The organism is Cyclobacteriaceae bacterium, from assembly GCA_013141055.1.
Taxonomy (GTDB): domain Bacteria; phylum Bacteroidota; class Bacteroidia; order Cytophagales; family Cyclobacteriaceae; genus ELB16-189.
Genome location: JABFRS010000001.1, coordinates 2,659,259 through 2,673,951, shown reverse-complemented (window position 1 = coordinate 2,673,951; position 14,693 = coordinate 2,659,259). Strand labels below are relative to the sequence as shown.

General features: G+C 40.4%; 10 protein-coding genes. 3 read left to right on the top strand and 7 right to left on the bottom strand.

Going from position 1 to position 14,693, the window contains the following annotated elements:
- Nucleotides 1–24: 24 nt before the first annotated feature.
- The 3 genes from rplS (at nucleotide 25) to HOP08_12000 (ending at nucleotide 2,478) form a co-directional block, all read left to right on the top strand.
- Complete coding sequence (gene rplS / locus HOP08_12010) at nucleotides 25–408, top strand: 50S ribosomal protein L19 (GenBank protein ID NOT75643.1); 384 nt, start codon at nucleotides 25–27, stop codon at nucleotides 406–408.
- Nucleotides 409–540: 132 nt separating this feature from the next.
- On the top strand, nucleotides 541–1,614 hold the full coding sequence (locus HOP08_12005) for a class I fructose-bisphosphate aldolase (protein NOT75642.1): 1,074 nt from the start codon (nucleotides 541–543) through the stop codon (nucleotides 1,612–1,614).
- Nucleotides 1,615–1,635: 21 nt separating this feature from the next.
- The gene (locus HOP08_12000) at nucleotides 1,636–2,478 is read left to right on the top strand and encodes an acetyl-CoA carboxylase carboxyltransferase subunit beta (protein ID NOT75641.1); all 843 of its coding nucleotides are present in this window, start codon (nucleotides 1,636–1,638) and stop codon (nucleotides 2,476–2,478) included.
- A gap of 53 nt (nucleotides 2,479–2,531) precedes the next feature.
- Here HOP08_12000 and HOP08_11995 read toward each other — a convergent pair whose 3' ends face one another.
- The 7 genes from HOP08_11995 to rpmA form a co-directional block, all read right to left on the bottom strand.
- The gene (locus HOP08_11995) at nucleotides 2,532–3,578 is read right to left on the bottom strand and encodes a DUF4249 domain-containing protein (GenBank protein NOT75640.1); all 1,047 of its coding nucleotides are present in this window, start codon (nucleotides 3,576–3,578) and stop codon (nucleotides 2,532–2,534) included.
- Between the two features lie 46 nt (nucleotides 3,579–3,624).
- On the bottom strand, nucleotides 3,625–5,313 hold the full coding sequence (locus HOP08_11990; GenBank protein ID NOT75639.1) for a hypothetical protein: 1,689 nt from the start codon (nucleotides 5,311–5,313) through the stop codon (nucleotides 3,625–3,627).
- A 120-nt stretch (nucleotides 5,314–5,433) separates the two neighbouring features.
- Nucleotides 5,434–6,462, bottom strand: a complete 1,029-nt coding sequence (locus HOP08_11985; GenBank protein ID NOT75638.1) for a DUF4249 domain-containing protein — start codon at nucleotides 6,460–6,462, stop codon at nucleotides 5,434–5,436.
- A gap of 12 nt (nucleotides 6,463–6,474) precedes the next feature.
- Nucleotides 6,475–9,153 carry a TonB-dependent receptor gene (locus tag HOP08_11980; protein ID NOT75637.1) on the bottom strand — a complete coding sequence of 893 codons (2,679 nt, stop codon included), beginning with the start codon at nucleotides 9,151–9,153 and terminating at the stop codon, nucleotides 6,475–6,477.
- 145 nt (nucleotides 9,154–9,298) lie between these two features.
- Nucleotides 9,299–10,924, bottom strand: coding sequence for a RagB/SusD family nutrient uptake outer membrane protein (locus HOP08_11975; GenBank protein NOT75636.1), 1,626 nt, complete (start codon nucleotides 10,922–10,924; stop codon nucleotides 9,299–9,301).
- Between the two features lie 69 nt (nucleotides 10,925–10,993).
- Complete coding sequence (locus HOP08_11970) at nucleotides 10,994–14,137, bottom strand: TonB-dependent receptor (protein ID NOT75635.1); 3,144 nt, start codon at nucleotides 14,135–14,137, stop codon at nucleotides 10,994–10,996.
- A 278-nt stretch (nucleotides 14,138–14,415) separates the two neighbouring features.
- Entirely contained in the window at nucleotides 14,416–14,673 is a 258-nt protein-coding gene (rpmA, locus tag HOP08_11965; protein ID NOT75634.1) for a 50S ribosomal protein L27, read from the bottom strand.
- Between the last annotated feature and the right edge of the window lie 20 nt (nucleotides 14,674–14,693).

Genomic DNA, 14,693 nt, shown 5'->3' with positions numbered 1-14,693 from the left:
GTCCATTTTCAAAACGATAGCAACATGGCCGATTTCATTAAAATAGCCGAACAAGAATTAGCTGGAAAGCGCGATAATCACCCTGCTTTCAAGCCTGGTGATACAATTAACGTTCACGTGAAGATCAGTGAAGGAAATAAGGAGCGTGTTCAGCAGTTCCAGGGAGTGGTTCTATATCGTCGTGGAACTGGCACCAACGGTGAGTCTTTCTCTGTTAGAAAGGTGTCAAATGGAGTTGGTGTTGAGCGTATTTTCCCTGTAGTAAGTCCAAGCATCGATAAAATTGAATTTGTAAAAGCGGGTAAGGTTCGCAGAGCGAAACTGTATTTTATGAGAGGCCGCCAGGGTAAAGCAGCAAGAATTAAAGAAAAATTGACTGTCATTCAAAAGAAGTCAACCAAAGCATAGCAATCGTTGTATTGCGCTAAAAAAGCCTATTCTAACGCAGAATAGGCTTTTTTTATGCCTTTGCTCCTATGTTGCGGTGTTGGAAACCATAGCCTGCGGGGCTATATTTGCCTTCCCATTTCAAACCAATATATGGCAAAAAGTAACATTGCAGAACTCCTTGGTAAGGACGCAGATTATCTCCTTAGTTATAAAAGTAAAACGGTATCGAAGGATCAGATACACCTTCCCAGCCCGGAGTTTGTAAACGATATTTTCGGACCTTCCAATCGCTCTACTCAGGTATTACGCAGCCTTGGCTCTTTGTTTGGAACAGGCCGCCTGGCGAATACCGGATTCCTTTCAATTCTTCCAATCGATCAGGGCATTGAACACAGTGCAGGAGCATCTTTTGCCAAGAACCCGATTTACTTTGATCCTGAAAATATTGTGAAGCTTGCTATCGAAGGTGGTTGCAATGCTGTGGCAACAACATTCGGAGCGCTGGCTTTCACTTCAAGAAAATATGCTCACAAGATCCCTTTTATCGTCAAGATCAATCACAACGAACTATTAACATACCCAAATAAAGCTGACCAGATCATGTTTGGATCTGTGCGAGACGCCTGGAATCTTGGCGCCGCAGCCGTTGGAGCAACTATTTATTTTGGCTCAGACAATTCAACTCGTCAGATTGTAGAGGTTGCAAAAGCATTCGAAGAAGCTCATCAACTTGGTATGTCCACCATTCTTTGGTGTTATACACGTAATAATGCTTTCAAGAAAGATGGCGTTGATTATCATACTTCTGCCGACTTAACTGGTCAGGCAAATCATCTTGGTGTAACTATCCAGGCTGACATTATCAAACAAAAACTTGCTACCAACAATGGAGGCTTTAAGGCCTTGAATACAGGAGGCAGCAGTTATGGAAAACTAGATGAGCGTATTTATAGTGAACTGACAACTGATCATCCTATTGACTTATGTCGTTACCAGGTGCTTAATTGCTATATGGGACGCGCTGGATTGATCAACTCCGGTGGAGAATCAAAAGGTGCCAGTGATATGGTAGATGCAGTTACGACTGCCGTTATCAATAAACGTGCTGGTGGTATGGGATTAATTTCCGGCCGCAAGGCTTTTCAACGCCCGATGAAAGAAGGTGTTGAAATTTTAAATGCAATTCAGGATGTATACCTGGACAAATCGATAGACATAGCTTAATTCAATTTAACACAAGCAGGAATGCCTTGGTTTAAACGTACTGATAAAGGAATTCTGACTCCTACCGAAGCGAAACGGGAAGTGCCCGATGGCTTATGGTTTAAATCACCAAACGGAAAAATCGTTCACACTCGTGAATTGAAGAACAATGCTTACGTGGTACCTGAAGAAGAGTATCATGTGAAGATCGGATCAAGAGAGTATTTTGAGATCCTGTTCGATAACAACGAGTTTACGGAACTTGATGAAAACATGGAGTCAGGTGATCCGCTGAAATTTACTGACACCAAACCTTATCCAAAACGGATTAAGGAATCACAAGCCAAAACAGATTTGAAAGATGCCGTCCGCACTGCTTATGGCAAGATGACTGGAATGGAAATCACTGTGGCATGTATGGACTTTATCTTCATTGGAGGATCAATGGGTTCAGTAGTAGGTGAAAAAATTGCCAGAGCTATGGACCATAGCTTACAAAACAAAATTCCGTTTCTGATGATCTCCCGTTCTGGTGGAGCCAGAATGATGGAAGCAGGGTTGTCATTAATGCAAATGGCGAAGACTTCTGCAAAGATTGCACTCCTCGATGAAGCTAAAATTCCTTACATATCACTTTTGACTGATCCTACTACAGGCGGTGTCACTGCATCATATGCAATGCTTGGAGATTTTAATATCGCGGAACCAGGTTCTTTGATTGGATTTGCCGGACCACGAGTAATTAGAGAAACGATTGGAAAGGATTTGCCAGAAGGGTTTCAGAGCGCTGAGTTTGTTCTGGAGCATGGATTTCTTGACTTTATCGTTGACAGGAGAAATCTTAAAAGTCGCTTGACAACATTACTGAATATGATAAAACCATAATTCAGAATTGAACTTAAAAAAGCCTGACTCTTAAAAAGAAGTCAGGCTTTTTTTTAAAACCCATCTGGCTTAAAGTTGGTAGCGCCTGGTTCCAGAAATCTACAATCCCCGGATTTAATAGGAATGTTTTGGGAGGGCGCAATAAAACTCGCATCCTTGAACCTTTCGATCAGCAATTGCGATCTGGAAACAGACGATGCTCCAAAGTACCCAATAACATTTTCAATGGGATCATTTTCATTGATCAGATTACCTTTGATTGAGGAAGGAGGGGGATCAAAAAGAGTTCCCGTAGTGGTCTGTTGCTTGCTAATGCTACTCAAAAAAAAGTGTCCCTTTTTTGTAAGAGACTGCTGCCTGACTTTCACTAAAAATTTTGTCGGACGGTCATAAATTACATTCGCCAAAAGAGTTTTAAAATTTTGACCATCAAGATATTCATCGCTACCAATTCTTATCTGAGGTTCAATTCTAAATTTGGGCGCCCAGCACTGATTTCTGGGTGGGATAGGATCTGGTTCTCTTGGATCAGTATAACTACTGAAAAACTCAAAAATTCCGTCCACCTGCCAGCGATAAAAGTTTTGTTCGTCAGCAGGATCGGTAGTAATCACTGAAATAGCAAAAGATTCAAGTTTCTTTAATCTTGAGCTACCATTCGTGTTGATAAACAGGCTTTCAACAATTAAGAATTGGGATTCAATTTTTTGAATAGCGGGAACAGGAACTATCTTTTCAAATTCAGATTTGTACTTCTTTCCATCAGAAGTTTCCACTGTTACCCGATAACTGTGCCCCAGTTTTCCCAATAGAGTGGAAGTCACGTAAGTTCCAGGAACCGTTTCAGTCAACTGCTGAGTTTCACCTAAGCTATCAAGGATTATTACACGGGCCTGGGATATTGGAATAGTGTAAACTTTGAGAGGTTGACTATTGTCAAAAGGGATGCTTTTTGCAACTTTAACAGTATAGGGGCCAGCTTCATCAGTAATCCAACCGTCGATTAAGACGGATCCTTTTTCACTGCTTGTTTTGATATTAATTGTATCAATGCAGCCTACTAGTGAAAAAATGAAAAGAAGATTCAGAACTTTTCTCATCGCTCATAAGATTAAGATGTTAGACTCTAGCTTTAAGAATCACAAATCAGTTTATGGGTTTGGCGACAACTTTAAATTCTATCTGTTCAGAAACATAGTATCCGGCATCAGAAAAACCTTTCACCTCTACGACCATATCTCCAAGCTCTTCCAGTGTACTAATTCTGACCTTCGTCCTGCCGTTCACAGTTACAGAAGGATTCCAATACAATGGGTTAATAAATACAGGAATTGCTTTTTCACTTTCATTCTGTCGTGGAGCAGCAAATATCAATGGAGTATGGAGATTTTTAAAGATCTCGATCTTTGATTGGGAATAACGAGTTTTTGATTTGGTGGAAATTGAAACTACACCATTATCAGCAAGGGAAAATACCCCAAGAGCATTGATTTCATTTAACCCCCACGTTATATCAAGACGCTGAATATCCTCCAAGGGTACACTTAGGAATTCATTCGCAGTAACGACAAAACGATCCAATAAAATTAAAGGAGATTCTTTAAAAAAATAGATGTGTCCAGGGTTGTCAAAATTGCGAAGGCGAAGAACCTTCTCTCCTTTGACTTTTCTAACTTTCAATTGAGGAACGACTTCCCGTATGAATTCTTCAAAGTTAGGCAAAGACGCATACTTGCCTGGCTCAAACGTATCGTTAACAGGAAGATTATAATACTCCTGAACCTCATGGAAGGAGGTAATCGCATAATAATCCATAACCTTCTTCTTCATTTCTGCAGTTAGGATTTTCTTTTTGTCATCATCCCCGTCAAATCCAAGGTCATATGGTAATACACTCATGCTATTAGAAAAATTAACAGGCTGAAGTGAATTAACAGATGGGGGGAAAATAAAATTATCCTTCTTATATAAAAGCGGTTTTTGTCCATTATTCATTACGAATTCACTGTTCAGAGGAAATAATACTAAATTTCCTATTGACCGAACCGAAGCCTTGGGCCTTACCGAAACAGAAACATTAGCGTTAACCAAATTACCAAGCTGGTCACGGATCTCAATTGAAAGATCTGTATTTGACCGTGGTTGAAGTTCCTTAGAATCCATTGAAAGGACAATGCTTGTATTTATATTTTTATTAACGATCTGTTGCTCATCAATAATTTTCCCATGCTCATCAAGCAGGACCACACCCACAACATGATCATTTCTCTTTACAAAATCCAGTGGAATGGAGGATTCTCCTGCTAATGTTTTAAAGAACACTACTTCCTCATTGTTAAAAGCAACAAGCGATCCCTTAACGTCGGGAGAGATACCGATCGTTACACTATGAGGACCAGTTATGTCCACTTTCATAATGCCCTCACGTTTAAGCACTGCCTTATCACTTGATTTGTCGATTACAGCATCGGTATTAATTATTGGAATGAACTGTTCATACATTTTTCTCCCCAATGAATTCTTCATCCACATTGTAAAGGCTACAAGTTTATAGTATCCTGTTGGCAGACGGTCTGGAATAGAAATCTCTCCGTAAGCGTTGCCAAATTTGCACTTAATCTTCTGACGAATAAGAACTGAGTCATTTTTATCGCGTACTTCAACATAAGCCAGTGCGCTCAACGAGCTTACTGCCAGGGTTTCGTTCCAAAGATGAAGAGAATACCACACTTTATCACCAGCAAAATACAAATCCTTATCAAGGGTAAGCTCTATTGATTCAGGCTGATAATATTCATTGTAATCATCCAGATACCATTGATAATTTTTCTGCATTACTTTTTCCTGAGCCTGACAAAAAAGGACAGGAATAAATAATAATAAACAGCACAACTTATTTACCATAATAAAATTTTTCGAAGATTTACAATATAACTTGATAGATAACATTGTCTACTAAGGAAATCCCGGCCACTTAATGTTGGTTGCAAGTACTTCATGAAGCCTGCAGTCTCCATTTTTGGGAGCTGTGTAGCGTGAAGGATTAACTCTTCCTGACTCCACAAACCTATTTACCAGTAAAGTACTCTGAACTTCAGAGCATGCACTAAAAAAACCTAATACTGTTTCTGAACCGTCTAGATTTTTTATGTTACCTGAAATCGGAGTTGCAGGTGGATCAAAAAGAGTACCTGTACTCGTTTGCTGAATATTTATTCTCTTTAAAAATGAATGTGCGGTTGCAGTTAAAGATTGCTGGCGAACGGTTAGTAAATAATACGTAGGTCTGTCATAGGGAAAGATACCAATAAACTGTTTGTATTCTTTTCCATCAAAATACGTATCACTGGCAATCTGAAGTTGTGATTCCAGTCTTGTTAGTGTTGGAGCCCAGCATTGCTTTCTATCAGCAAAGTCAGTCACGCTAAAAAACTCATAAACGCCATTGGCTTTCCAGCGGTAGAAATTCTCTGACGCGGCTGGATCATTCACAATTACATAAATGCCAAAATCTTCTTTCTTCTGAATTCTTGAACTCCCATTTGCATTAATGAAAATGGTTTCACTCACCTGAAACTCAGCTTTGATTGCTGAAAGGCCTGGATTGGCAGGCATCTTCTCAATTGTTGAGGCGTACTTCTTTCCGGTCGATGTTTGAAACTTAAGTTGATAGGATCTTCCAACGACGCCTGTTAGTCCACTAGTAGCATAAGATCCTGCTTCTGTTGTCTCTGTAAGAAGCGAAATATTCCCCAGATCATCTTCAATGGTGACACTTGCGCCTCTTTCCGGAACAGAATAAACTTTTACCGGAGCGCTATTATTGTAAGGAATTGTTCTGCTAAGCTTAATAATGTATGGGCCAGGTTGATCCGTTACCCAGCCATCTACTACCAAAGCACCACCTGCTCCAGCATCTTTCAAATTAATAGGCTCGATACAGCTTGCCGCCCCTATCAGTACTAAAAATAAAAATCTCCTCATCCTCATATCCGACTAAAATTTAAAGTTATAAGTAATCGATGGGAATACTGTTCCAATTACCGCTAACTGATAAGACTGTGTCTGGAATCCGTTAAACTGTGGTTTGAAAAATACAGAATAAGGGTTTGCTCTTCCGTAAACATTGTAGATTGAAAACGTCCAACTCCCCTTCCATTTTTTGGTTCGCTTTAAGCTTTCCTCAATCGTAAAAGATAAATCCAGTCTATGATAATCTGGAATTCTAGCCTGATTACGTTCAGTAAATTGAGACACTGCATATCCATCAATCAAATAAACAGATTGTGGATAGGTGATTGGCCTACCAGTACTGTAGGTGAAATTTGCCGATAAACTCAACCTTCTCGTGAAAGCATAATTTGCAACGATCGAAACATCGTGTGGCTTATCAAAATTCGAAGGATACTGCTTGCCTTGATTTAGAGTTTCCTCAGGAGAATTTCCTGAGACAGTTCTAAATGTTCTTGCATACGTGTATGCCAACCAGCCCGTTAATTTTCCTTCCTTTTTCTTTATGAATAGTTCAACCCCATACGCCTCTCCTTTGGCATTTAACAGCTCAGCTTCAAGATTTGGATTCATGAAAAGGTTAGCACCATCCTTATATTCAACAAGATTCTCAACTTGCTTATAATATCCTTCAATAGAAGCTTCCCATCGGTTCTGTTTAAAATTCTTGAAATATCCGATTGCAACCTGATTCCCAATCTGGGGCTTTACATAATAATTACTGCTTTTCCATAAATCAAGAGGGCTTACCGCTGTTGTGTTTGAGATCAATTGCAAATATTGATAATTCCGGTTATAGCTAACCTTGATGGAACTTTGTGGATTCAGCGACATTTTCATTGAAAGCCTTGGCTCCCATCCTGAATAGTTTTTTATTTCCTGACCATCAGTAAAGTGAAGTACATCCACCACAGTGTTCGTGCTCTTAGGAACACCTTCTGCATAGACATTCACATCCTTGGCTCCTCTTACTGAATATGTAGAATATCTAACACCACCATGTACAGAAAACGATTCGCTTAATTTAAATTCATCACTGATATAGTATCCACCCTCAATCGAGTGCTCATCCTGGATGGAAATGGGATTAATGGATGAATTGTTGGCCGGCACCAACTTACCTTGATTAAAAGTGTAATAGGTCATGCTGGTTCCGAAATCAATACGATGCTTGCCTCCACCAGGAACGTAGGTAAAATCAATTTTTCCACCTCTTGTATCAATACCAAAGTCAGCTTTGAATTCTTTCGTCGCTTTACTACCAGTAATCTGGTTTTCATACTTGGAGTAAATCCCGGTAATGTTGGCAAACAAATTATTACTAATTACAGTATTCCACTTAAGAGAAAAATTCGTTGTACTCCATCCGTATGTTGTATCTGCAGCAAATTTAAATTGATCGCTGCTTCTATATCCCGAGAAATAGATGTTATTCTTGTCATTGATCTGATGACGTATTCGCAAATTCAAATCATAAAAATTACTGGAGCTACGTTGTACATTTAAATCAGGGACTTGCCTGATGATCCAGTTCGGATACGCATATCTTCCTCCAACCACAAATGTAGTTTTCTTTCCAATCGGTCCCTCCAAAAGAAGACGGCTCGTGATAATTCCAAGACCCCCCGTTCCCGAGAACTTATTTGAATTACCATCTTTCATTTTTACATCCAGTACGGAAGAAATTCTTCCTCCATAGCTTGAGGGCATTCCACCTTTCAAGAGTGTAACGTCTTTTACGAAATCAGGATTGAAGGTTGAAAAGAATCCAAATAAGTGTGATGAATTATATAATGGAGTTTCATCAAGTAATATAAGGTTCTGATCAACGTTTCCTCCTCTTACATTGAAGCCACTGGCTCCTTCTCCCACTGTACTAACTCCTGGAAGCATTAGGATACTTCGAATCACATCCACCTCACCCATGAATTGGGGCATTGTCTTCATAGTTTTAACATCAATTTTCATTAGTCCCATTTCTGTGGACGAAATATTCCTGTCAGTTCCCTGAGAAAGAATAACAATATCATCTAATTGAGTCGTCTGCTCGAACATTTCAATGTCCATTCGCTGATCTTCACTCAAATTAATCACCTGCGCAGTAGGTAACTTACTAACTGCTGTAACCCGAACCCGGTGTGTTCCGGAGGGAAGCTTAAGAGAAAAATTACCTTCGTGGTTCGTTACGGTTCCTTTTTCCTGCTCAACAGCAAAAACCGTTGCCCCTATGATAGGTTCATCTGTAATAGCATCTTTAATGACACCACTTAGTGTATAAATATCATTTTTGTTGTTTGATTTTTCCTCAACAACAACCTTGTCAGTTTCATTTGCTTTTCTTGGTTCCAAAGAAGATACTGGAGGGTTACCTCTGAAAAGAACGATGTATTTGCCATCATAAAACAGCATGTTGCCAATACCTTTATCTTTAAGAGTAAATGCCAGGAAATCCTGAAGACTAAGTGATGAAGGTTGGTTTACCGTAATACTCTTGATCCAGTCATTTCTATAGAAAAACTTTACTCCTTCTTTTTTCTCTACTACTTCAAGAGCTTCTTTTAAAGGAATTTGACTTTGCCCATTTTGAGCGTTGATATTCTGTGAAAGAATTATAAAAAAAATTACCAAAGGAAATCGTGTACTGAAAAAATACTTAAATCTCATTCTTAGAAAGAAAATGGAGGAACTCTCCGTTAAAATATTAAACAAGCACAGAGTCTATTTACACTTCTCATGGGTGTGGAAGCGAAATTAAAAAAGAGTGCCCCCGAAAGGGCACTCTTTCACAAAAAGTACTACTTCATCCTAATTACCAGCCCGGATTTTGTTGAGCTGCCAATGTAGGGTTCAAGATGACCTCAGAAGTTGGGATAGGCCATAAAAACTTATAATTGCTATAAGGAATTGCTATATGCGATAAAATACCTGGATTAGTAGCTGGGTTACCAGTGTATAATGGCTGATAGTTAGTGATCGCATTCGAACTTACCTTAGCCGGGATACCACCGCCCCATGTGTTATACAGTAATGCATCTTCTGTAGTTTCTGCTAAACGGGTAATATCCATCCAACGCATACCTTCGCAAAGGAATTCAATTCTGCGTTCGTTAAGGATAGCGGTAATCAAAGCTTGTCCATTCGCAAAGTCACCAATTCCATCATATGATAAATCCGTACCTGCAGCATTTGCGCGGCTACGAATCGCATTGTATAGAGCGAAAGCTCTTGGATCTGGAGCAGCACCAACAGCAATCTGACGCTGGATCGCCTCTGCCATGTTCAGGAGAACTTCAGCATAACGAATGATAGGAGCATTATCTGATCCACCCACTACGTCAGAATATTTCTTTGTGAAATATCCGCCTTTTCCACCACCACCAGGAAGTTCAACATTGATATTAACCATTGTTGATGACTTACGGATATCTGATGCATTCCACCAAGTCTGGTTCCAGATGTATGGACTAATAGCAACCAATGCTCGACCTGTCGTAGGTGCTACTGAGGTATTGTACATGGAAGGCAATGCTCCGTTTACGCCAGGATTGTCAGTCACATCATTCTCAATTGAGAAGATTGATTCCGTATTACTCTTACTATTTCCGGAAGTAAATGGTCCGAAAGGACTGGTTGTAAGAGCATAAGTACCATTTGCACCAATTGCGGTGAAAGGGCCCGTTGCTTGAGGAGCAAGTTTGTTACCTTCTGTAACAACCGCTGCCCAGTTGCGCAAATTCAGGTGAACACGAGTCTTCAAAGCAATCGCTGCAGCTTTCGTTGCGCGAGCGACTTTCAGACTTCCTGTACGGGTATTAGGTAATACTGATTCAGCATAGTCAAGATCCGCTAAGATATCGGCATAATTTTCCGCTACAGTGGCTCTTCCCAAGGCAGTCGCATCATTCGCTGCAAGGGATGAAACGATCGCAGTTTTGCGATATGGCATACCGCCAAGTGGTGCATTTTTGTTATCCCAGGCAGGACGACAAAAGTGTTTTAGCAATTCCATGTAAGCCAGGGCTCTCAGGAAACGGCCTTCACCTTTGTAAGCATCTATTTGAGCTTGTGTCAGCGTAGCAGAAGGCTTTGCTGTTTCAAGACCTGCTAATACAACGTTCACACGATTAACCAACGCGAAAAGCGTCTGGAAGTGGAAATCGTTATTACCGGACACTCCGTCATAAGTATTGGAATAAGTGATAAGGAAGAAAGCTTGTGTATTTACAACATCTTCTCCACGGTTGTCACCTTGCTCCACGTGAGCAGCTCCAAAAGGATATCCACGTACAGCACCACCAGCATAAAATCCTGATTGTGCAGCATCGTACATACCTGCTACTGTCAATTCAATTCGCTCCGGTGTAGCAAACGCTGTTGCATCCGAAAGCGCTGTCTGAGGTGTCAGTTCCAGCAGATCTCCGCATGAACTTGCCACCAAAACAACAGCTATTAATGCGCTTGTTAGTGTTTTATATGTTTTCATTCTTTTTATTCATTTAAATGATTAGAGTCCGATGTTGACACCGATCGTATACGTACGGCTCAATGGATTCGTATTGTTATCAAGACCTGCACCTAATTCAGGATCAAGGCCTTTGTAGCTAGAGATCGTGATCGCATTCTGCACTTGAGCAAATACGCGGACACTAGCGATCTTGTTATCTCCTGAACCTAATAGTGATTTAGGTATTGAATAACCTAGTTGGATATTCTGTATGCGAAGGAAGTTTCCACTTTCAACGAAACGTGATGTAGCAACACCAGACTGATTTACCTGAGAATTGTTGCTTAGGTACATCCTAGGCATTGTTGTGCTACGGTTTTCAGGAGTCCATGAGTTCAACAACTCTGTTCCAGTGTTTGTGAAATCCTGACCAAGAAGAACATCCTGACGGGTCTGGTTGTACACCTGATTTCCACCTGAATATCTTAAGAAAACTTCAAGGCTAAAATTCTTATAAGTAAAGTTATTTGTTAAACCACCAAACCAGGTTGGAGTAGTCTTACCAAGAATTTTACGATCACCACCCGCACTAACATCTGCAGGATTCAGTGGGGCACCTGTTACGTTAGTTTCATTAAGAGGATTCGCCGGATCGTAGAAAGAGTAGTTTCCGTTCACAATATTACGCTGAACGATCTGACCGGTACCCTTTTCATACAAAGGAAAACCGTTATCAGGATTCACTCCTGAGAATGTATATCCATAGATTACATTAAGAGGCTGTCCAACACGAGCATTAATAAGATAATTACCAACACCTATTTCAGAATTTACACCAGCCGCATTAGGGAATGTCTTGATGATCTCATTATTAACGGATGTATAGTTAGCTGAAACATTCCATGTAAATCCGTTACGATTTAATGCAGTTGCACTCACAGTCAACTCAAGTCCTGAGTTTCTGAGAACACCAATGTTCTGAGCAATCGTACCTCCCGGAATACCCAAAGAAGGAGCATAAGGAACATTAAGAACGTTTCCATCAATATCGTTCTGGAACCAGTCAAATGTTACCGTGATCTTGTTATTCAGGATACCCACATCCAAACCGATATCAGTCTTCTTACTGGTTTCCCAGATCAACAGAGGATTTCCAGCCTGGGCAAAAGCAATACCGTTCTGTGAACCATACTTGGCAGCAGCATACAAACCAGCATACGGGAATGAGCCAATATTAACGTTACCGATCGTTGCGTAGCTAGCACGAAACTTCAAGTCATTAATTGTAGTGCTGATTCCTGAATTCTTGTAGAAGTCTTCCTGAGACACACGGTATCCTACTGAAGCTCCCCAGAACACACCATAACGATTAGCAGGGTCAAGATCAGAAGTACCATCACGACGAACACTAGCACCCACCAGGTATTTATCCTTATAAGAATAATTCAAACGAGCGAATGTTGAAGCAAATGCTCTTGGTACATAAGTACCACCTGAGAATTGATTCTGATAATTACCCCCAATCAAACCATGATCCATAAAGAAACGATCAGAGAAACTTGATCCTTGTCCATTGAATGACTCAGTGATAGTTTTCTGATATTCCAAACCTCCAACGAAGTCAATTCCATGAGAACCGAAATCCTTGATGTAACTGATTGTGTTAACCCAGTCCCATGTCGTAACGGTTCTGAATTGATTAAAAATAAAACCATTAGATCCTCTTCCATCACCATGACGTGGATCTTGTTTCTGGAAATCCTTGTTCGCTAAATAATCGATACCAATTTGAGATTTAATTGACAAACCATCAATAAGGTCAAGCTGACCGTAAAGATTTGTCTGAAGACGATCATTGGTCGCCTGGAATTTATTGTTCGCTAATACAAACCCCTGATTGGTCCAGCTGCTGGTAATGGCACGTGTATTGGCGCCGGGCCCGATTGCCTGACCATCTGCAGAAAGATTATAACCCGTTGCGTTGGTTGGATCATAAACAGTAACATTTGGGAACAAACGAATACCACCGGCAATGTTACCAGAAAGTGCGTTAGCTCCTGTATTCAAACCATTGGTTACACCGCGTGTAAATGAAATTTTACCTCCAAACTTGAAGAATTTATTTGCACGGTGATCTGCATTCGCAAGGAACGTAAAACGCTCAAAATCATTAGCAACTATATTACCTTCCTGCTTCTGATATCCTACAGAGAAATAATAGCTGGTTGCATCTGTTGAACCAGAAAGACCCAGGTTATAGCTCTGGAACTTTCCTTTTCTCAAAAGAACATCCTGCCAGTCTGTTTGACCGCTGGTTGCAATAGCTGGATCAGAGAAAGCTGAAGGAGCTGAACCTGCGTTAGCAAGCTTTGCATTTGCAATGGTCTCGAATTGAGATGCATTTGCAAGATCAAATCTTTTAACGGCTTCTGAATAACCTGTTGTGGCTGCAAAAGTCACATTAGCTTTACCTTTTGATTTTAATCCTTTCTTAGTAGTGATGAGGATAACTCCATTAGCAGCACGTGAACCGTAGATCGCTGATGCAGCACCGTCTTTCAATACGTCATATGACTCAATATCAGCTGGGTTAATATCAGCTAATGGATTGGTAGGAGTTACTGAGCTCTGGTTACCAGTTATAATTGGCACACCGTCAACAACCACCAATGGGAAGGTTCCTGATGACATTGAATTTATACCGCGGATATTGATAATAGGAGTTTGTCCTATTACACCAGTCTGGGTAGTAATCTGAACACCTGCTGCACGACCAGCCATCTGGTCCACAAAGCTAGGAGTTGCCAACTGAGCGATTGCGCCACCCTGGATAGAAGATACTGATGTTGTCAGCTTTCTTCTTTCCTGAGTTCCGTAACCCGTTACAACAACTTCATTCAATTGAGTGATGTCAAGTCCAAGCTTTACATCCACTACTGTCCTTTCACCCAGAGCAACCTCCTGAGTTTCCAAGCCAATGAATGAGAATACTAATGTACCGCCTGCAGCAGGCACATTAAACTTATAGTTACCATCTGTGTCGGTAACCGTTCCATTTGTCGTGCCCTTCAGCACCACGTTTACACCAGGCAAAGCAGATCCATCTTCTGTAGATGTTACTTTACCTGATATCATTCTCTCTTGCGCCCAAGCAGTGCTTAGTGCAAAAACGAATGTGAAGCATACCAGTAAAAACTTCTTCATAGGTTTTGTTTAGGTTAATAAAGCGTTAAAAATAGAGTGAAAATTTAATAAAAGGAAAATTATCTATGGGGTTTGGGAGCAAAATCAATATTCTAATATTANATATTTATTAAAACCCCCTCAAAACCATCGTAATCACGGGTTTATGCTTCCGATTTGGGGTAATAATTTGATTTTATCTTCTGTAAAATACCACGTATGGTCTTAGAGGACCCTTAAAATGTAAAAAGCCCCTGGAAATTGAATTTCCAGGGGCCTTTAAAATGATATTTTTTAAACTAAGCTTCGGCTACCACAGAGACAAAAGATTTGTCAGCTTTGCCTTTCTTAAAAAGAACTGTTCCGTTGGTCAGAGCAAAGAGGGTATGATCTTTACCAAGTCCTACATTTCTTCCAGGATGATGCTTTGTTCCGCGCTGACGCACAATAATGTTTCCAGCAACGACTTTCTGTCCACCAAACACCTTAATGCCCAGTCGCTTGCTTTCCGATTCCCGGCCGTTCTTTACTTTACCTTCACCTTTTTTGTGTGCCATGAGTCAAACGTTTTCTTCTT

Bases quoted from the DNA above. Each gene is read 5' to 3' on its own strand.
- HOP08_11985 (NOT75638.1), bottom strand. From the start codon at position 6,462: ATGAGGAGATTTTTATTTTTAGTACTGATAGGGGCGGCAAGCTGTATC.
- HOP08_12005 (NOT75642.1), top strand. From the start codon at position 541: ATGGCAAAAAGTAACATTGCAGAACTCCTTGGTAAGGACGCAGATTAT.
- rpmA (NOT75634.1), bottom strand. From the start codon at position 14,673: ATGGCACACAAAAAAGGTGAAGGTAAAGTAAAGAACGGCCGGGAATCG.
- rplS (NOT75643.1), top strand. From the start codon at position 25: ATGGCCGATTTCATTAAAATAGCCGAACAAGAATTAGCTGGAAAGCGC.
- HOP08_11995 (NOT75640.1), bottom strand. From the start codon at position 3,578: ATGAGAAAAGTTCTGAATCTTCTTTTCATTTTTTCACTAGTAGGCTGC.
- HOP08_12000 (NOT75641.1), top strand. From the start codon at position 1,636: ATGCCTTGGTTTAAACGTACTGATAAAGGAATTCTGACTCCTACCGAA.
- HOP08_11970 (NOT75635.1), bottom strand. From the start codon at position 14,137: ATGAAGAAGTTTTTACTGGTATGCTTCACATTCGTTTTTGCACTAAGC.
- HOP08_11990 (NOT75639.1), bottom strand. From the start codon at position 5,313: ATGCAGAAAAATTATCAATGGTATCTGGATGATTACAATGAATATTAT.
- HOP08_11980 (NOT75637.1), bottom strand. From the start codon at position 9,153: ATGAGATTTAAGTATTTTTTCAGTACACGATTTCCTTTGGTAATTTTT.